This window comes from Pseudomonas fluorescens, assembly GCF_001307275.1.
GTDB classification, from domain to species: domain Bacteria; phylum Pseudomonadota; class Gammaproteobacteria; order Pseudomonadales; family Pseudomonadaceae; genus Aquipseudomonas; species Aquipseudomonas fluorescens_AA.
This window is the reverse complement of the sequence record NZ_CP012831.1, coordinates 7026925-7044430: the sequence shown is the minus strand read 5'-3', so window position 1 is coordinate 7044430 and position 17506 is coordinate 7026925. Positions and strand designations below refer to the sequence as shown.

The 17506-nt window shown below is 59.8% G+C and carries 15 protein-coding genes and 4 pseudogenes; 11 read left to right on the top strand and 8 right to left on the bottom strand.

The features are described from left to right. Nucleotides 1–98 precede the first annotated feature (98 nt). A complete protein-coding gene (locus tag AO356_RS33565; protein ID WP_371919202.1) occupies nucleotides 99–431 on the bottom strand; it encodes a hypothetical protein in 333 nt (110 codons plus the stop codon). Nucleotides 432–632: 201 nt separating this feature from the next. Here AO356_RS33565 and AO356_RS30200 point away from each other — a divergent pair, with 201 nt between their 5' ends. The 4 genes from AO356_RS30200 (at nucleotide 633) to AO356_RS32765 (ending at nucleotide 5146) form a co-directional block, all read left to right on the top strand. Further along, complete coding sequence (locus tag AO356_RS30200; protein WP_060742992.1) at nucleotides 633–1715, top strand: catalase family peroxidase; 1083 nt, start codon at nucleotides 633–635, stop codon at nucleotides 1713–1715. After that, the gene (locus AO356_RS30195; protein WP_060742991.1) at nucleotides 1712–2290 is read left to right on the top strand and encodes a cytochrome b; all 579 of its coding nucleotides are present in this window, start codon (nucleotides 1712–1714) and stop codon (nucleotides 2288–2290) included. Before AO356_RS30200 ends, AO356_RS30195 begins: the two co-directional genes overlap by 4 nt. 414 nt (nucleotides 2291–2704) lie before the next feature. Beyond that, nucleotides 2705–3823 carry a PQQ-dependent sugar dehydrogenase gene (locus AO356_RS30190; RefSeq protein ID WP_192260541.1) on the top strand — a complete coding sequence of 373 codons (1119 nt, stop codon included), beginning with the start codon at nucleotides 2705–2707 and terminating at the stop codon, nucleotides 3821–3823. 909 nt (nucleotides 3824–4732) lie between these two features. Further along, the gene (locus tag AO356_RS32765; protein ID WP_162491242.1) at nucleotides 4733–5146 is read left to right on the top strand and encodes a hypothetical protein; all 414 of its coding nucleotides are present in this window, start codon (nucleotides 4733–4735) and stop codon (nucleotides 5144–5146) included. An 84-nt stretch (nucleotides 5147–5230) separates the two neighbouring features. On the opposite strand, the pseudogene AO356_RS31290 reads toward AO356_RS32765, so the two are convergent. Continuing rightward, nucleotides 5231–5429, bottom strand: a pseudogene (locus AO356_RS31290) (hypothetical protein); the annotation flags it as partial. Nucleotides 5430–5517: 88 nt separating this feature from the next. Here AO356_RS31290 and AO356_RS30180 point away from each other — a divergent pair. Continuing rightward, the gene (locus AO356_RS30180) at nucleotides 5518–6291 is read left to right on the top strand and encodes a hypothetical protein (protein ID WP_237140786.1); all 774 of its coding nucleotides are present in this window, start codon (nucleotides 5518–5520) and stop codon (nucleotides 6289–6291) included. 62 nt (nucleotides 6292–6353) lie between these two features. Here the strand turns inward: AO356_RS30180 and AO356_RS31285 are convergent. Then, nucleotides 6354–6542 (bottom strand): annotated as a pseudogene (locus tag AO356_RS31285) (IS4 family transposase); the annotation flags it as partial. Nucleotides 6543–6830: 288 nt separating this feature from the next. On the opposite strand from AO356_RS31285, the gene AO356_RS30175 reads away from it, so the two are divergent. Further along, entirely contained in the window at nucleotides 6831–8072 is a 1242-nt protein-coding gene (locus tag AO356_RS30175) for a DUF1835 domain-containing protein (RefSeq protein ID WP_060742988.1), read from the top strand. Nucleotides 8073–8378: 306 nt separating this feature from the next. On the opposite strand, the gene AO356_RS30170 is transcribed toward AO356_RS30175, so the two are convergent. Next, the gene (locus AO356_RS30170; RefSeq protein WP_060742987.1) at nucleotides 8379–9428 is read right to left on the bottom strand and encodes a LacI family DNA-binding transcriptional regulator; all 1050 of its coding nucleotides are present in this window, start codon (nucleotides 9426–9428) and stop codon (nucleotides 8379–8381) included. Between the two features lie 162 nt (nucleotides 9429–9590). Here AO356_RS30170 and AO356_RS30165 point away from each other — a divergent pair, with 162 nt between their 5' ends. The 4 genes from AO356_RS30165 to AO356_RS30150 are packed head-to-tail and all read left to right on the top strand — an operon-like array spanning nucleotide 9591 to nucleotide 13125. Then, nucleotides 9591–10679, top strand: a complete 1089-nt coding sequence (locus AO356_RS30165) for a fatty acid desaturase family protein (RefSeq protein WP_060742986.1) — start codon at nucleotides 9591–9593, stop codon at nucleotides 10677–10679. Nucleotides 10680–10715: 36 nt separating this feature from the next. Further along, nucleotides 10716–11036 carry a MocE family 2Fe-2S type ferredoxin gene (locus AO356_RS30160; protein WP_060742985.1) on the top strand — a complete coding sequence of 107 codons (321 nt, stop codon included), beginning with the start codon at nucleotides 10716–10718 and terminating at the stop codon, nucleotides 11034–11036. Between the two features lie 18 nt (nucleotides 11037–11054). Further along, nucleotides 11055–12287: an NAD(P)/FAD-dependent oxidoreductase gene (locus AO356_RS30155; RefSeq protein ID WP_060742984.1), complete on the top strand. Its 1233-nt coding sequence runs from the start codon at nucleotides 11055–11057 to the stop codon at nucleotides 12285–12287. A 1-nt stretch (nucleotide 12288) separates the two neighbouring features. Beyond that, the gene (locus AO356_RS30150) at nucleotides 12289–13125 is read left to right on the top strand and encodes a sugar phosphate isomerase/epimerase family protein (RefSeq protein ID WP_060742983.1); all 837 of its coding nucleotides are present in this window, start codon (nucleotides 12289–12291) and stop codon (nucleotides 13123–13125) included. 108 nt (nucleotides 13126–13233) lie between these two features. Here AO356_RS30150 and AO356_RS31280 read toward each other — a convergent pair. Then, a pseudogene (locus AO356_RS31280) lies at nucleotides 13234–13507 on the bottom strand (integrase core domain-containing protein); the annotation flags it as partial. On the opposite strand from AO356_RS31280, the pseudogene AO356_RS33185 reads away from it, so the two are divergent. Further along, nucleotides 13499–13627 (top strand): annotated as a pseudogene (locus tag AO356_RS33185) (LysR family transcriptional regulator); the annotation flags it as partial. The pseudogenes AO356_RS31280 and AO356_RS33185 overlap by 9 nt on opposite strands. Nucleotides 13628–13716: 89 nt before the next feature. Here AO356_RS33185 and AO356_RS30145 read toward each other — a convergent pair. The 3 genes from AO356_RS30145 to AO356_RS30135 are packed head-to-tail and all read right to left on the bottom strand — an operon-like array spanning nucleotide 13717 to nucleotide 17501. Beyond that, complete coding sequence (locus AO356_RS30145; protein ID WP_060742982.1) at nucleotides 13717–14301, bottom strand: sarcosine oxidase subunit gamma; 585 nt, start codon at nucleotides 14299–14301, stop codon at nucleotides 13717–13719. 3 nt (nucleotides 14302–14304) lie between these two features. Then, the gene (locus AO356_RS30140) at nucleotides 14305–17202 is read right to left on the bottom strand and encodes a 2Fe-2S iron-sulfur cluster-binding protein (RefSeq protein ID WP_060742981.1); all 2898 of its coding nucleotides are present in this window, start codon (nucleotides 17200–17202) and stop codon (nucleotides 14305–14307) included. Further along, on the bottom strand, nucleotides 17199–17501 hold the full coding sequence (locus tag AO356_RS30135) for a sarcosine oxidase subunit delta (RefSeq protein WP_060742980.1): 303 nt from the start codon (nucleotides 17499–17501) through the stop codon (nucleotides 17199–17201). Before AO356_RS30135 ends, AO356_RS30140 begins: the two co-directional genes overlap by 4 nt. Nucleotides 17502–17506 lie beyond the last annotated feature (5 nt).

Sequence of the window (17506 nt, the reverse complement as noted above, 5' to 3'; positions counted from 1 at the left end):
CGTGATATTTTCAAACCATGTATAGGTAGCCATTACGCGATGCGCCGTTAATAGTGCTTTTTAGAGCCAAGATGGCTAGAGAGTTATGGAACTTTAGATTAACGATAAGAGAGTGATTGCTGCCCCGCAATCGTTGGGCAATGCGCTGACCCCCAGACCGGGATGAGTGGGGAAGGGCATGCGCAGGCACTTTTCGGCGCTTCGACAGGCAAGCCCTGATCTACGAGCATAAACGTCGCCAGCGCTTGGAAGGCATGACTGACACCCGGCATATGCCGCAGTATATCTTGCCCATTAAGCGCCAAGCTTATCTCCGGCCAGCGTACTTCCAGGTCGGCACGGTAGAAATCAAAGAAGCCGGCACCCCGTTGAGGGGGCAGACAAAACGCGTCGCAGAGCATCACTCTGGAGCCCGGATGCAGATTCACCATCACCTCGCTGTGCAGTTTTGCTTGGGGGAATAGGATCGTCGCCACTTGTACTGCTTCTTCGCCGCGCGGCCGGCGGCAACGTAACGTTGCTGGTCGGTGCGTATAGAAGTCTTCAGCGCCGTAGCGACTTCGCACAAGGTTTTGAGTAAAGCGTTAAATTCGTTACAGAACTCTCCACCCCGCACTCCGGAAGAAATTTCGATGAACGAGCGACATCCTCACTCCAATAAGTCTTTTCTAGGGCCGCTCGTACTGATCGCGGCGGTGGTTGTCGCCGTCGGCGCCGCGTTCGCATACACAGCCGGTTGGTTGACACCCGCGCGCCTCACGCCGACCAAGATCGTCGAGGTGCTGGCGCCGCCCGCCGGACCGGCTCTCGGTTTCCGCCGCGCCCATGCCAAGGGTATCTGCTTCACCGGTACCTTCGAGGCCAACGGCGCGGGCAGCGATTTGTCCAAGGCACAGATGTTCGCCGCCGGCACCTATCCCGTGACCGGCCGCTTCAATCTCGCCTCGCCCGACCTCAAAGCGCCCGATGGCACGGCGCGCGTGCGCTCCCTGAGCCTGCGCATCCGAACGCCCGACGGCCAGGAGTGGCGCTCCGCGATGATCAATGCGCCGTTCTTCCCGGTCGCGACGCCGCAGGCTTTCTACGATTTGCAGGTGGCTTCCGCCGACAAGAGCCATCCGGATGCGTTGAAGAACTTCGCCACTGCGCACCCCGAGATCGGCGCGTTTAGCCAGTGGGCTGGCAGCGCGCCGTTCACCAGCTCGTACGCCGAAGACCGCTACAACGGCATCAACAGCTTCGTCTTCACTAACGCGCAGGGCCAAGACCAAGCCGTGCGCTGGTCCTTTAAGCCGGCCGCCATACCTGTGCCGGTCTCGAGCGACGAACTCAAGAAGCGCGAGCCCGATTTCCTGCTGGCCGACATCACCGAGCGCGTCGCGAAGGCTACGCAGCGCTGGGCTATGACGGTCATGGTCGCCGGCCCGGGCGACCCGACCTCCGACCCGAGCAAGGCTTGGCCGGAAGATCGCCGCAGCGTCGGCGTCGGCACCCTGTCGGTGACGAAGATTGAGCCCGAGGCCGATGGCTCATGCCGCGACATCAACTTCGATCCCACCGTGCTGCCGGCTGGCATGCGCACATCCGACGACCCTTTCCCCGCCGCACGTTCGGCCGCTTATTCGGTCTCGTACAACCGCCGGACCGCCGAAGAAAAAGACTATCCGCGCACCCCGTCCATCATCACCACCACCACCGCCGGAGCCAAGCCATGAGCCAAGTCAACCAGCAATTCGCGCCGTTGCAGCGGGCGCTTCATTGGGGCATGGCGATCTGCATCCTCGCGATGCTGTTCATCGGCGTCGGCATGGTCTCGACGATCACGCCCGCGTACTTGATGCTGGTCTCGATCCACAAGCCGTTGGGTATTGCGATCCTCGTGCTCGCGGTGCTGCGTCTGATCGTCCGCTGGCGCCTTGGTGCGCCGCCGTTGCCGCGTGACATGCCCGAGCCGATGAAGCTCGCCGCCAAACTCTCGCATGTCGCGTTCTATGTGCTGATGCTCGCGATGCCCTTGCTTGGTTGGGCCATGTTGTCGGCGGCGGACTACCCGGTGCTCGTCGCCGGGCTGCATCTGCCCGCCATCGTGTCGCCCGACGCCGGCCTGCACAGCCGGCTGTGGAACGCTCATAAGTTCCTCTCGTTCTGCTTCTTCGCGCTGATCCTGCTGCACCTCGGGGCCGCTCTGTTCCACGCGCTGGTGCGACGCGACGGCGTGTTCGAGGCCATGGCGCCATTCCCGGTACATCCGTCGGTCGACGGCAGGGTCGTGACCAAGTGCGCTGACTGACGCAGGCTCCGTTACCACGGGCGCGGTGGCGCACGCGTTCTCGGTGGGGCGAGATGAAATACCTCAGTGGGCGTGTAGTGTGGGACCACGACCTGCAGTGACCGTCGAGCTGGGAGGCTGGCACGAAGTGACGCTGACCCTCGCCGGATCACCGAGCTTCATAGAGACGTTCGTCGCCAAGTTCAGCGAGCCGCCGACTTGAGGCGCCGTGCCTAAACACCTGGCGTCGAAGCCTCCCGCCATTGGCGTTCGGACGCAGGGGGGCGTCTTCACGATGCAGAAACTTCGGCGCATTAACGGGATCGCAAAAGCAGAGAAATATCTGGATGCACATGCGTAGCGCACAGATTTACTAATTTATATCTTTCTTCGTAGGGTGTGCTAGCGGCTGTCAAATCAACTATTGGAACAGACATGAATCTGAAACTTGAGTGGGTTCTGGTCCCAGCATTTCTTGCCATGGGTTTTGCTGCCAGCGCGCTGGCCGCCGAGGTGCGGGCTGAGCGGGTGGCAACCGGATTAGAGAATCCCTGGGCAGTGGCCTTTCTGCCGGCACATCGCTACTTGGTGACAGAACGGCCGGGACGGCTTCGGGTGGTTGGTGCCGATGGGAGCATCGGCCCGCCGGTTGAGGGGCTGCCGGCGATCGCGGCAGGCGGGCAGGGCGGGCTGCTGGATGTGGTGACCGACAGTGCTTTCGACGTGAATCGCATGGTCTACTTCTGCTTTTCCGAACCGGCTGCTGGTGGCGCGGGCAATAGCACGGCAGTGGCACGCGCGACGCTGTCGAGCAACATGGTGCGTCTCGACAACCTGCAGGTGATTTTCAGTCAGCGACCGAAAGTGAGCAGCTCCGCGCATTTCGGCTGCCGCATCGTCGAGGCGAAGGACGGGACGCTTTTCGTCACGTTGGGGGAGCGTTACAGCCGGAAGGAGGATGCGCAGGAGCTCGATAACCACTTGGGCAAAGTGGTGCGCATCCAGAAGGACGGCGTGGTGCCGACCGACAACCCTTTCGTCGGCCGCCCCGGTGCCTTGCCAGAGATCTGGAGCTATGGCCATCGCAATAGCCAGGGCGCTACGCTCGGTCCGGACGGCCGCCTCTGGATGAACGATCACGGTCCGCAGGGCGGCGACGAGATCAACGTTCCGCTGGCGGGTCGCAACTACGGTTGGCCGGTCATAACCTACGGCGAAAACTATGGCGGCGGGAAGATTGGCGACGGCCTGACCGCCAAGGACGGCATGGAGCAGCCGCTGCATTATTGGGTGCCCTCGATCGCGCCGTCCGGCATGGCCTTCCTGACTAGCGACCGTTATGGGCCGGCATGGAAGGGCAATCTCTTCGTCGGTTCGCTCAAGTTCGGTTACCTCGACCGTATCGAACTGAAAGACGGTAAGGTCGTGGCCGAGCACAAGTTGCTGGAGGACGGGCATGCCCGCGTTCGGGATGTCAGGCAGGGCCCTGACGGCCTGCTCTACGTGCTCACCGACGAACAGGATGGCAAACTGCTGCGTCTTCAGCCGCGCTGAGCCCCATCAGGGTAGGCATTGCGCAGCTGCAGCTGCAGCGTCGGCAAGCCGCGACGCCTGCCCGCAACCTCTTCGACGGCTTGCGCTCGTCGCCTCCCAAGGAGGAACTCGGCGATACCAAGCTGATCGTCGAGAACGATACTAGCCAGGTCGGTTCTGTGGGGAAATGTGTTTCAGGATCTCGACACCAGCGCTGGAAACAGAAGCGAGAAGCCCATTCAGGGTAACAAAGAGGCCGTCAACTCGACAGTTTCACAGAGAGAAAGTCGTACGTAATGGTCATGCGCCCTGCCAGTATTGCCAATCGGCCCCCGAACTCTATTAAACAACGACGCGGCGACAATACGAGACACCTGACCAAAAACTGAATGCCCCCATAAAAGCCACCGTGTCCTTGACAACATCCGCGTGACTTGTAATCCAAGGGGGTGCTCGGGCCGGAAAACACGCATGTCAGTGCTTTTTCACCGATGCTGCTTTCTCCGGATTTACAAGCGCTACTGAAAAAAGACGAAGATTGGCTCAGAGCACTGACTTTTCATTCATGGTTGGCTCTTGATCCTCCCAAATAACAAGTCCAGAATTAAGTCTTTTCCTGCTCGGGCAAGAAAAGAAACCCCTTAGATTTCAATGGGTCGGACGCCAGATACGAGTCTCGTTTCCCGCTCCAAGATTCAGAAAAAAGCCACTCAGATGAGTGGCTTTTTTTTGTGCCTGGAAAATGCTCCAGCGTTTGGATACCTGTGCTAGATACTTGATCGTTAGAGCGTTATAACAAACGGCAAAAAACATATGGGTAGATCAGCATCACGTCTCACCGCCGTGTGATTGAGTGTGCGAATAGGACGCTGAATGACCTAAAACACCTTGCTTGCATGTTCATTCTGTCGACAAAAAGGGAGCAAGGTTTTGAATTTTATATGGGCTATCGGCTTTTTATTGCTGGCAGGATGCACAAATACCCCCGCAAATCTGATGTCTGATCCAGACGGTTACGATGGCTCGATCCAGGCGGACGTTACTGCTCAATCCGCTTACCGTAATATCCGTCAAGCAAGCAGAATCTGTTTGGAACACTCGCCCCTGGGGACCCCGGTCACAACGGAAGGCGAGTTCGATTCAGAACTCGGTAGCGGACAGATCACCCAGCGTATGGTGGCCCAAGGCGTAAGGCTCAGCTTGGCGATCATCACTATCGAGCCCACCCCTGAGGGTATCGCAGAGATAAAGCTATACACCCTCAAGGGCTGGAGCACGATTGGCGTCAAGGCGCCTACGTTGGACAAGCTTCGTTCTTGGATCAAAGGCGATCAGTCCTGCTAAACGTCGACTGCTATGACGAAGTGTTCTGCGCTCCTCGCGAAGGGGCTCGGATGCATTGGGGGCTTGCATGAAAGCGCACCTGGTGGTGCGGACCAACGCTCCCATAACACCATACAGAAACTCGGTGATGCAGGAACTCGCACTGAGTCGTCTAACGCCCAGACGCTTCAATTCTCTTCGGGGGATGGCAGTCCGTCACCTGATTCGCCACCTTTCTCGCGACGTCGATCTTTCGGACAAGCAGTTCTGGCGAGCCCAGCCCGTCTTCGATGTTGATCCCGACGTGAAGCATTACAGTTTTTTTGAGTGCTGCCGATATTAATTGACTAGCCACGTATTCAGGAACGGCTGATAACAAGGAAGACATTATCTTGGTCGGTTCAATTAATTCAAATGGGTTCTCTGGTTCGCAGGTTTCCAATGTGACGGCGAGCCAAAATGAATCGCTAACGAAGACTCAGGTGGCAACTGAAAGCGCTGATCTCGGTAGTCATAAAGATACCAGTCGCCTTTCTTCACTCTCTCTACAGTTGAGTGAGAGTGCCGCCCGTGCGGCGGCTAGAGATTCGAGTTTGAGCAGGAAAGAGCTTGGCGCGAAAGCGAGTGAGCTTTTGAGCAAGATTTCCGGTGATGGTTATTTTATCAACAAAAAAGCCAATGATGCTGAAGTGCCTGGCACTCAGGACCCTGTGTTATTGGCTCGTGCGGACAATGCAACGCAGTTTGTCAATGGCAGTGGTAAAAATCCATTTGCGGGTATGTCGAGCGATCAGCTCTCATTGATTATCTATGATGAGAGTGGAAGTTTTACGACTAACGAGCGTCGCGCGGCGTGGAGTGAATCGTCCGATCAGGAATATGCCTGGCGGCAGAAGGTTGTTGCTAATTCGATCGCGGAATACAATGAAACTGGAAAGCTGACGAAATTCTTTACTTTAGCACTTGAATACTATAAGGATTTGCCCGCTATTGAGCAGGCACAGTATCCTAATAGTTATGAGGCGAAGTTGCAGGGTTGGATAGCACTCGATTTCAACTACAAGACCCATACCGTTGAGGGTAAGGGCAGTCCTCAGGACGTAATGGACAAGGTCTTGAACCTCGACAAGCAACTGTTTGATGACGCTGGGGCAGATACGGCTTGAGTGCGGCACTCACCCAAGATTGAGCCTGTCCAAACAAAAAAAACGCATCGACGTAATGCTGGTCACTTAAGCGGAGCAGCCTTATGATCCGCCGGAAACCGGGTCTTTGAAATCTTCACCGTCCTGGGCTCCTAAGGCCTTGGACGGTGACCCAGAAATATCCCTCCAATCCCCGCTCTTAACTCCGCCCAGCGTCTGCCCGTTGCTGATGTCGGGTTCGCCGCTGCCATGACGATTAACTGAACGGAGATGTCACGACTGCCGACGCAGAAGGCCAGCGCTCTGGCCGAGCTGCTGCCGCACAACTGGGTATCCGCTGGCAAGGCGTAATACTCGTTCACTTACCCCTGTCCCGCCATACGCACCAACGGAGTTTTTTGTGGGCGAGCGTTGCCTCACTCAGCGCTTAACGCTAGAGTCTGGTCTTAGGCGTTCGCTGCGCCCGCGGTCCGCGCGAAGGGGCAACCCAGGCTCGTTTTACTCATTTTCTTTTTCCAACTCCCGGCTTGCGGGCGGACCGAGCCAGACAAGGAGTTGGCATGCCCGCCATTAATACTTCCCGCCATCACGGCCGCCTCGATCTACCCACCTTGCGTAAACGCGCCAAGCGCTTGTTGACGGCGTTGAAAGATAACCAGGCCAGCGAAGCTCGCGCACAACTTTGCGCGCTCGGTTTGCCAGGTCCCGCTTACTGTCTCGCTGACACCCAGTGGCTGGTGGCCCGCGAGGCCGGCTTCGCCAGCTGGCCCAAGCTCAGGGCCCACGCCGATGCAGTGGCCTTCGCCGCGCGCCACCCGGGTTTCGTTGCCGATGACGAGACCGCAGTACAGCATTGGCGGTGCGGCAACGATATCGAGCACAGCTTGCGCACTGCTGGCTTCCAAGGCGCGTTTCACATGTTCGACGACCCGATGGTGATGGGGCCAGTCCCCACGCTACCGGAGCCTGAGTACTGGCAGGTGCGCAGCGCCTATGCGCAACAGGCGTTCGGCCTTGCCGCCAGTGATATCGCACAGCGCCAGGCCACACAGCGGTCGGCATTGGCGCAACTTCATGCCGATAGCGAAGTGGTACTCTGGTGCGAAGCCGACGCCTATGACCAGTTGTTCCTGATCCGGCTGCTGGCAAGCCTCTCCAGCCGACCGCGCCGACTCGAACTGATCGAAATTGCCCAGGTGCCGGGAGTTGAACGGTTTATTGGTATCGGTCAGCTGGCGCCAGATCTGCTCGCCTGGCTCTGGCCACAACGCCGCTCGCTAGGGGACGACGCGCTGGCGCTGGCGCGCCAGACGTGGGCCGCGTATACCGCGCCGGATCCGCGCCAGTGGGCGCAGTTGGCGGGCCAGCAGCATCCGGTCTTGCCGCTGCTGGGCCCCGCCCTGGCACGGCAACTACAGGAGCTTCCGGGCGTAGACGACGGCCTGAGTCTGACCGAGCGTCTGGTGCTGCGCATCCTGGGAGAGCATGGCGAGCTGCCCGCAGGTCGGGTGTTCGCCCAATTAATGCAGCACGATGAGCCGCTACCGTACTTGGGCGACTTGATGTTCCATGCATTGCTGCGGCCATTGATCGATGCGCCCCAGCCGCTATTGCGCGAAGGACAGGGAAACACCTGGCCGCAACGACTTCTACAGTTGACGGAGCTGGGTGACAGGGTTCTGACCGGACAGGCGCATTGGCTCGACCAACAGCCGCCGGAGCGTTGGGTGGGTGGAGTGCATTTAGCTGTCGGCAAGACGCCCTGGGTGGTCAGTGCGGAGGGGCAGGTATGGCGGCGCTGAATGATTGCAAGCCTTCTTGGACGACCTGGGATTTGAACGGCTTTGAGTTCCGTTGACGCATGGCGATCCTGCTTGCATGAGCTAAAAATGGTGTCCACTTAAATAGGTAGACATCAAGCATCACTGGTGTGCCAGGTATGGCGCGTTGCGCGCAAGCGCAACCAGTCACGCTGGTGACTGGGAGGTGAAAGTCCTCTACCGAGCGTTGAGGAGGGACGGGATTGAATGTACAGAAGTCAGCTGAAGCCGTAGTAAGTGACGGTTAACCGCGCCATCAAGGGCTGAACAGATTGTGCCGCCAGCCCATCAGGTTTGGGTATTCTCCGATGTCACAATCTGCAGCGGAATATGCACCCGGTGACGCACAGGATCGAACTGCTCCGCAGTCTGCAATTCCACCAGTAGATCCACCAGCGCCGTTGCAGTCTGGCGCGGCTGAGAGTCGATCACCACGTCGACCAAACCCTGGGCCAGGGCTTGGCGTGACAGCTCGGTGGACTCCTGCAAAATGCAGCACAGCGTCGGGCGCTTGGGCAGTTGCGCCAACGCGTTGATAATCCCGTCGCCACCGCCGCCTACCACGCATAGCCCGCGCAAATCGTCATGCCGAACCAGCAGGTCGAGGGTTGCTTCTTCGGTGATGTCGCAGTTGTCCAGATTGATCAGCGGCTCCAGCGGGCGCAGCCCAGGTGCGTGTTCGGCCAAGTAACTGTGCAAGCCTTCGACCCGCGCCTGGTGGCCAAGAAAGCGATGACCTCCGAGCAGAATGCCGATGCTGCCTTTGCGCGCGCCACAGGTGCGGGCCAGCAGCCACCCCATCGTGCGCCCGACGACGTGATTGTCTTGGCCGACATAGGGCTCGGTCGCCGCCTCATGAATGCCCGACAGCAGTGCCACCACGGGCACGCCGGCCTCGCGAATCTGGGCAAGGGCGGCGTTGATCTGTGGGTGGGCGAAGCTGACCACCGCCAGGCCGTCGCACTGCACCGCCAACTGTTCGATCTGGGCGATGATGGCGCTGGGGGTGCGATCAAAAACGTATTCGAATTGGCAGGTCAGGTTGGCCCCGACCTGGCGTTGCGCGGCCTCGGTGATGGCTTGGGCCAGGTTGGCGTAGAACGCCTGGGCGGTGCCCAGCAGCAGGATGCCGAAACGGTACGTGGGGCGACGCTCGAGAATACGTTGGCCGATCAGCCGTGCGGCAAAATAGCCCACGGCTTCTGCGGCGTGAAGCACCTGTTCGGCTGTGGCTGGATTAACCGGGGCGCGAGCGTTGAGCACGCGGTCGACGGTGGCGACACTTAAGCCTGCGTGTTTGGCGACCGTGGCGATGGTGGGGCGTTTATTGTTATTCATGATGGACCTTCAAAGCGTCTTGATAGAAAACTATCAAGCCCTGCAGGAGCTGGATGATAGCTTGATAGGGAATGTATTCAAGGCCTTGAGAGGGCCTTCCACGCTCTCTATATTTTCTTACGCAAAGCACCTGACATCTCACGCTTGCGGAGAACAATAACAATGTCTCAAGACAACACCGCCTCTACTCGGGACTATCGCCTGACCGGCCCTGAAGCCGCCCGCGCGGCTGAAAAGGGCCTCGTATCGGCCAGTTGGTACCAGTCGCCCATCTCCCGTCAACGTATGAAGCAACTGATGCAACGCCGCGACGGCCCGGCCTTGCTCGACACCGCCATCTGGCTGCTGGCCCTGCTGATCACCGGCTTCGGCGGCTACTGGTTCTGGGGCACTTGGGCTTGTGTGCCGTTTTTTCTTGCGTATGGCGTTCTGTACGCCACCGCCTCCAACCCGCGCTGGCATGAAAGCGGCCACGGCACGGCTTTCAAGACTCGCTGGATGAATGATGCGCTCTACCAGGTGGCGAGCTTCATGTGCATGTTCGAGCCCCACGTGTGGCGCTGGAGCCATGCCCGGCACCATACCGACACCATCGTCGTCGGCCGCGATCCGGAAATCGTCGAACCGCGTCCACCGAGCTTGTTCATGATGCTGCTGAGCCTGTTCCAGATCCCGTTGCTGCTGAAAACGATGGGGGGCGTATGCCGGCACGCGGTTGGCAAAATGGATGCCCAGGAACAGACGTTCATCCCTGAGTCCGAGTGGCCCAAGGTGTTCCTGGCGGCCCGTATCTGGCTCGTGATTTACGCCGTTGTCTTTGGCGCGGCGCTTTACCTGCACAGCTGGTTGCCGCTGATGTATATCGGCCTGCCCATCCTGTATGGCGGCTGGTTGTCCTACCTGTTTGGCCTCACCCAACATGTAGGCCTGGCGGAAGATGTGCTGGACCACCGTAGCAACTGCCGCACCATCTATATGAACCGGGTACTGCGCTTTCTGTACATGAACATGAATTATCACCTTGAGCACCACATGTACCCGATGGTGCCGTACCACGCCCTGGCGCAGCTCCATGAAGAGATCCGCCACGACTGCCCGCCGCCTTACGCCAACATCGGTGAGGCCTTCAAGGAAATCATTCCGACCCTCTTGAAGCAGCGCAAGGACCCGACGTATTTCGTGCGACGCCCCGTCGGTAGCCCAAGGCCTGCCACCGACGCTCATCCACAGGCTGAAGCCACCCTGGGCTGACACCTTCCGGCTGTATCCCGAACAAGAGAAAACGCCATGAACGATCAATGGATCGATGTATGCGCCGTGGGCGAAATAAATGAAGAAGACGTCATTCGCTTCGACCACGGTCCGCATACCTATGCCATCTACCGCTCTGCTGACAACGAGTTTTTTGCCACTGCTGGCCTGTGTACTCACGAGTCGATCCACCTGGCTGACGGCCTGGTGATGGACCATGTCATCGAGTGCCCCAAGCACAACGGGCGCTTTGACTATCGCACCGGCAAAGCCTTGGGGGCGCCAGTGTGTGTCAATCTCAAGACCTATCCGGTACGGGTCGACGCGGGGCGGGTTCTGCTCGCCATCTCGGTTTGACCGCCAGGAGTACACGCCATGAATGCTCCACTGATTATCGTCGGCGCCGGCCATGCCGGTGGCCGCGCGGCGCTGACCTTGCGCGAGCAGGGTTATACCGGTCGACTGATCCTGATCGGCGATGAACTCCATTTGCCGTACGAGCGTCCTCCGCTGTCCAAGGGCTTGCTGCAGGGCATGATGAACCTGGACGATTGCAGCCTGTGGAGCGATAGCCGGCTCACTGAACTGAGCATCGAACACCTGGCGGGCAACCCGGTAAAAAGCCTGGATCCGCAGCACCACCGCCTGCAATTGACCGACGGACGTTGGTTGCCCTACAGCCGATTACTGTTGGCAACCGGGGGCAGAGCGCGTCGCTTGTCCCTGGTGCCTGAACCTCTGGCCAACGTGCTTTACCTGCGCACCCATGACGAAGCCCTGGCCCTGCGCAGCGCATTGATGCCCGGCACGCGCCTGGTGATCATCGGCGGTGGCTTTATCGGCCTCGAAGTCGCGGCAACGGCCCGGACCTTAGGCTGTCAGGTGACGTTGCTGGAAGCCGGGCCACGACTGGCCGGGCGAGTATTGCCTGAAGCTGTGTCCCAGGCCTTGTTGGAATTGCATCGGCAACAGGGCGTTGACGTGCGGCTGAACGTAGCGCTTGAAAGGGTACAAGGCATCGAACGCGCTGAGGTGGTGCAACTGGTGGACGGCCAGGTGCTGCCCTGTGACTGGGTGGTGGTCGGTATCGGTATGCAACCCAACATCGAATTGGCCGCGGCGGCGGGGCTGGAGGTGGGCCAGGGAATTCGAGTCGATGCCCAGTTGCGCACCAGCGCGCCAGACATCTTTGCGGCCGGCGATGTGTGTGAGTTTCGCCTGCACGCCGACGCGTTATTCCAGCGCCAGGAAACCTGGCGCAATGCCGAGACCCAGGGCCGTCACGCGGCATTGAATCTGTTGGGCGGCGAGCTGCCGTTCGAGGGTGTTCCCGGCTTCTGGTCCGATCAGTACGACTGGGGCTTGCAGACGGTGGGCGTGATCTCACCGGCGCCACCTTCGGCCGTTCGCACCTTGGCAAGCGGTGGTCTGCTGCTGTTCTACCTGGACACCGAGCAACGTTTGCAAGGCGCCTGCGGCTGGGGGCAGGGCAACAGCGTTGCCAAGGACATCAAGTTGTGTGAACGGCTGATTGCCAACCTGACCCCACTCTCCGTGGACGCGTTGGCCGATGCCGATGTGCCTCTCAAACATCTACTGAGGCCCTGACATGCGTGAGTTCCTGGTATTTCAGTCCCTGTGGGCCATGCAAGATCACCGTGGTCAATGCGATCTTTCCCTGGAGGCGCAGGTGGAGAAGATTGCCGCTGCTGGCTTCGATGGAGTCACCGACCATTTCTGGATCGCGCCACAGGCCGGACGTCTGCATGCCGCTGCCAAGGCGCAAGGCCTGCAAATCGAAGGTCAACTGTTTCCCCACACCGTGAATGACTTGGCGCAAGCACTTGAGGTTGCCTCCCGTTACGGCTGCCACCACCTCACGCTGCAAGCCGATGTCCGGCCGCGCACGCTGGCACAAGCGATCACTCTGATCGAAGGCTGGCAGCGTCTGGCCGAGCAGGTGGACTTTCCGATCCTGCTGGAAACCCACCGCTATCGTCTCACCAGTGACCTGTTGTTCACCCTCGACTTGCTCGCGCAGATGCCCGACCTCAAGTTGTTGGCTGACTTGTCCCATTACGTCGTGGGCCGCGAATTGCCTGAGTCGGCCACTGCCGAAGACGACGAACAGATTCACACCATCCTACGACACAGTTGGGGTTTTCACGGGCGGGTCGCTAATAGTGAGCAGGTCCAGGTGCCCTTGACCTTCGCCCAGCATCGCCCCTGGTTGGACCGGTTTCTGGGCTGGTGGCGTTACGGAATCAAGGATTGGCTGGCGCGACCGAACACACCCGCGAGCCTGTCCTTCACCTGCGAGCTTGGCCCGCCACCCTATGCGATCACGGGGAGGGATGGGCGCGATATAACGGATCGCTGGGGCGAGGCGCTGATGCTGAAGGAACTGATGCGTGGTGTTTGGGATGAGTGTCAGGCGGGGCGCTGATCTAAGGCATGATGGGTTGTGACGGTTTGTATCAGTGGATGCGGTGTATAAATTGTCATGCTTGTCTCAATTTTATTGCGGTTTTGCCCTGGCGGGGATCTGTAGTGGTCAACTAAACTCGGACACGACGTTAAGTTTTTTCTCGGCCTGAGCCGGGGCCAGCCCATTATTGAACTGATGCGGTCTAATCCAGTTGTACGTCGTGATTCGCTTCTTGAGCTGTCATGTAGCCCACGGTCGGTATCCATTCAGTTTTCAAGCTGCGAAACACACGCTCCATCGGCGCATTATCCTAGCAGTTTCCACGACGGCTCATGCTTTGGCGCATGCGGTAACGCCAGAGCCGTTGGCGAAACTGGCGGCTGCCATATTGGGCCGACTTTGTCCCATCATGCCCCAATGGCATGGAGTACCGATGAGCGCCTATGCCATCACTGAAACACGTCTGCTGCCCGCGAAGACACAACGCTTCATTGAGTTCTTGCAGAGGCGGTTGCGGTAAAGGCGACTCGGTCAGCGGGGTGGTATGTGGCGCGGGCTCCCCTATCACGGTGTGGGAGCCCGGCTTCAAGGTACAAGCCGATGTTGCGTTCAGTCTGGTTGAGCCCCCCCGAATTGCTCCAGGGCATCGAGCATGGCGCAATGGAAGTAGGCCCGTGATGCTCGGTCGCAGAGAATGTGGAACGCAGGGGTGTCAACGATTCCAGAGTAGATGATGATCACGTTGATCCGCGCCGCCGACGTTTGCGCCACCGCACCCGGGCTGAAGGCTTGCCGGCTCAGGTCGACGCCGCACAGCTTGGCCATGACCTGAGCAACGGAGCTACCGCTCAGCAAGAAGCAGGCATGACTGTCCTGACGTGGCAGCAGGTAGTTGGCTCGGTGGTCGAGTTCCCAGCGTGCTTCTTCATCGGCGATCCGTTCGCCTTGATCGTCGGGGCTCCCCAGCAGCAGGTATTCGGTTTGCGACAGGCGTGCCACCTGACTACCGTCAGTCTGGACGGTGGCCCGATTGGGCGCGTCCGGCAGTACGAAGCCGCGTGCCTTCAGGTAATCGGCGGTTTGTGTTCCGCGAAAACCGACCCGGGGCAGGTCGGTCAGATCCACCAGCGTGCAGGTTTGCGTGTGGGCAACCGGCCGTGGTCTGATCATCTCTTGTGGATTCAGACTGGACATGACTTAAAGCTCCTGCCGTTGGTTTTCAGGATCGAAGAAGGGTAATTGCACGACTGTGGCCTGAACCACGATCCCGCCCTCGACGCGGATCGGAATCTGTTGGCCCGGCGCACTCTGGTCGATGCCGGCGTAAGCCAGGCCGATGATCGTGCCCAGGGAAGCGGAATACTCGCAGGAGGTGACGTTGCCACTGATGTCCGGGCCGTTAAGCACCAGATGGCCTTCCAGCGGTTGCAGGCTGCCTTTGGGCAGGCTGAAGCCCACCAGTTTGCGTTTCAGCGGCTGGGCTTCGAGGATGTCCACCGAGCGGCGGCCGACGAAGAACGGCTTGGTGCGACTGACCGCCCAACCCATGTCGATTTCCGCCGGGTGAGTCATTCCATCGGTGTCCTGACTGATGATCACGTGGCCTTTTTCCAGACGCAGCAGGCGCTGGGTTTCGACGCCGAAGGGGCGGATGTCATGTGCTTTGCCGGCCTCAATCAGCGCATCCCAAAGCTTGAGTCCATGACGTGCCGGGACGTGGATTTCATAACCCAGCTCGCCGACAAAACCGACTCGCAACAGCCGTGCCTTGATGCCGGCCACGGTGCCTTGACGGACGCCCAGATAGGGGAAGGCTTCGGCGCTCAGATCGAGATCACTGCAGACTTTCTCAAGCACTTTGCGCGAGTCTGGCCCGGCGACGTTGACCGCGCAGATGGCTGCGGTGACGTTGGCGACGTCCACGTCCAGGCGCCATTGTGCATTCCACTTGAGCATCTGCTGATAGATCCGGTCGACGCCGCTGGTGGTGGCGGTGACGTAGAAATGGTTCTCGGCAAACCTCGCACAGACACCGTCGTCGATCACCACACCATGCTCATTGGTCATCAGCGCATAGCGAGAACGGCCGATCGGCTGTTTGAGGAAGGCAAAGGTGTACATCCGGTTAAGCAGCTCGGCGGCGTCCGGGCCGCGCACGTCCAGGCCGCCGAGGGTCGAGACGTCGATGAGGCCGACCTTGTTGCGCACGTGCAAGGCTTCGGCTTGCATGCAGCGTTCGCGATCCTTGGCGTTGCCGTAGTAGGCCGGGCGTTGCCAGATGCCGGCGGGCATCATCTTCGCCCCGGCTTGCAGGTGACGAGCGTGCATCGGCGTTTGCCGGTATGGGTCGAACGCGCGACCGGCGACATGCGCGAGTTTTTCCGCAACAAACGGCGGCCGCGCTGTGGTGACGCCGGTTTCGCTGATGTTGCGCTGGGTGGCCCAGGCGACCAACCGCGCGGTCGGCAGCGCCGAGTGACGACCCTGGGACGGGCCCATGCCGACGGTGGAGTAGCGCTTGACCAGTTGCACGTCGCGATAGCCGATCCGGGTGGCGTTGACGATATCGGCTACTTGCAGATCCTCGTCGAAGTCGACGAAGTCCTTGCCTTTGGGGTGCGGGAAGATTGGCCAATTAAAGTTGACCCGAGCCTCACCGCTCAATGGCGCGCGTTGCGTGCCGACGGTCAGCCCCAGCGCGAGGGCGGCATCGGCACCGGCATTCACACCGTCGGCAATCACGTTATCGAGCTGGTGACGACCGTTGACCGAGCCGGCGACATTCAGATTCTTTGGCAGGCCGCTGAGCGTGAACTCGGCACGCTGATCGTCGTAGGCAAGCTTGCCGCCGGCCTGGCACAGCAGTTGATAGACCGGCATGTAACCGGCGGACATGCACAGTAAATCGCACTTCAGGTGTTGCCCGCTCTCGGCGACCTGGCCTTGTGCGGTGATCTGGCGCACGTCGACGCCGTTGATATGGCGCATGCCTTTCTCGTGCAGGGCTTCATAGACGGTGCTGTTGCTCTGGTGGTAGATCTTGCGTTGCGCCAGTGCGCGCAGCAAGGATTCGTCCGAAGGCCCCTGGCGCAGGTCCACCACGGCGACGACCTCCACGTCCTGGTCATGCAGATCCAGCGCGGCGAGGTAACCGTCATCGTTGCCCGTCAGCACCACGGCGCGTTTACCGGGTTTGACCGCATACAGTTTCATCAGTCGTTGCGCGGCGCTGGTCAGCATCACGCCTGGCAGGTCGTTGTTGCGAAAGATCACCGGCTGATCGAAGGCCCCGCTGCACACCAGGCACTGGCGGGCGCGGACCTTGTACAGGCGTTTGCCCTGAATCACCGGCAGGTAGTTGTCGGTGAACCAGGCGTTGCAAGTGGCTTCGGTCAGGATCTGGATATTGGCGTGTTGCTCGACCGCCGCGAGCAGTTCGCGGCGTAGGTTTTCAGCCCTGTTGCCTTCGATATCGAAGCGGGCATAGGTTAGCGAACCGCCGAGAACCGATTGTTGCTCGATGAGCAACACCTTGGCCCCCGCGTTGGCTGCCGTCAGCGCCGCATGGAGCCCGGCGGGGCCTGCGCCGATTACCGCGACGTCGGTAAACAAGTAGGCCTTGTCGTAATACTCAGGCTGGAACTTCAGGTCGAGCACACCGAGGCCGGCCTTCTTGCGAATGATCGGTTCCCAGACTTTCCACATGCCCTTGGGTTTGTAGAACGAGCGGTAGTAGAAACCCACCGGCATGAATTTCGAGAACTTGCCGAGGTAGGCGTCCTTGTCGTTATCCAGCGAGCCGTTGACGTTCTGCGCCGTCACCTGCAACCCAGCGGACAACGCATGTGCATCGGCCAGCACGTTGGGTTCTTCGGGCAACTGCACCAGGCTGTTGGCGTCCTGGCCGGCCATGGTCAGCGGGCCACGCGGGCGATGGTATTTGAACGAACGGGAGATCAGGAAACGCCCGTTGGCCAGCAAGGCACTGGCGATGCTGTCGCCTTGCAAACCTTGGTAGCGCTGGCCGTCGAAGCTGAAATCCAGTGGTTGATCACGGTCGATCAGCAAGCCCATGGGGGCGGGTAGGCGATTCATCCTGCGATCTCCTTGGCGGCGGCGTTAAATTCGACGCGGGTGCTGAAGAGCTCTTTGGGGTCGAAGGTCCGTAGGATTTCATCGGTGACGGTGTGACGCTCCGCCAGAAACCAGTAGCTGGACGGCGTGTGCATCCACCATTCGCGCACCACGCCGGCGAGGTTGTCGGTGTTGAATACGTAGTCGGCCCATTCCGCATCGCTGCAACTGATGGGATCAGGCATCGGCTTGAATTCACCGCCATAGGTGAACTCGCTGATATTGCGCGGCCCGTTGAGCGGGCAAATCATGATTTTCATCGTCT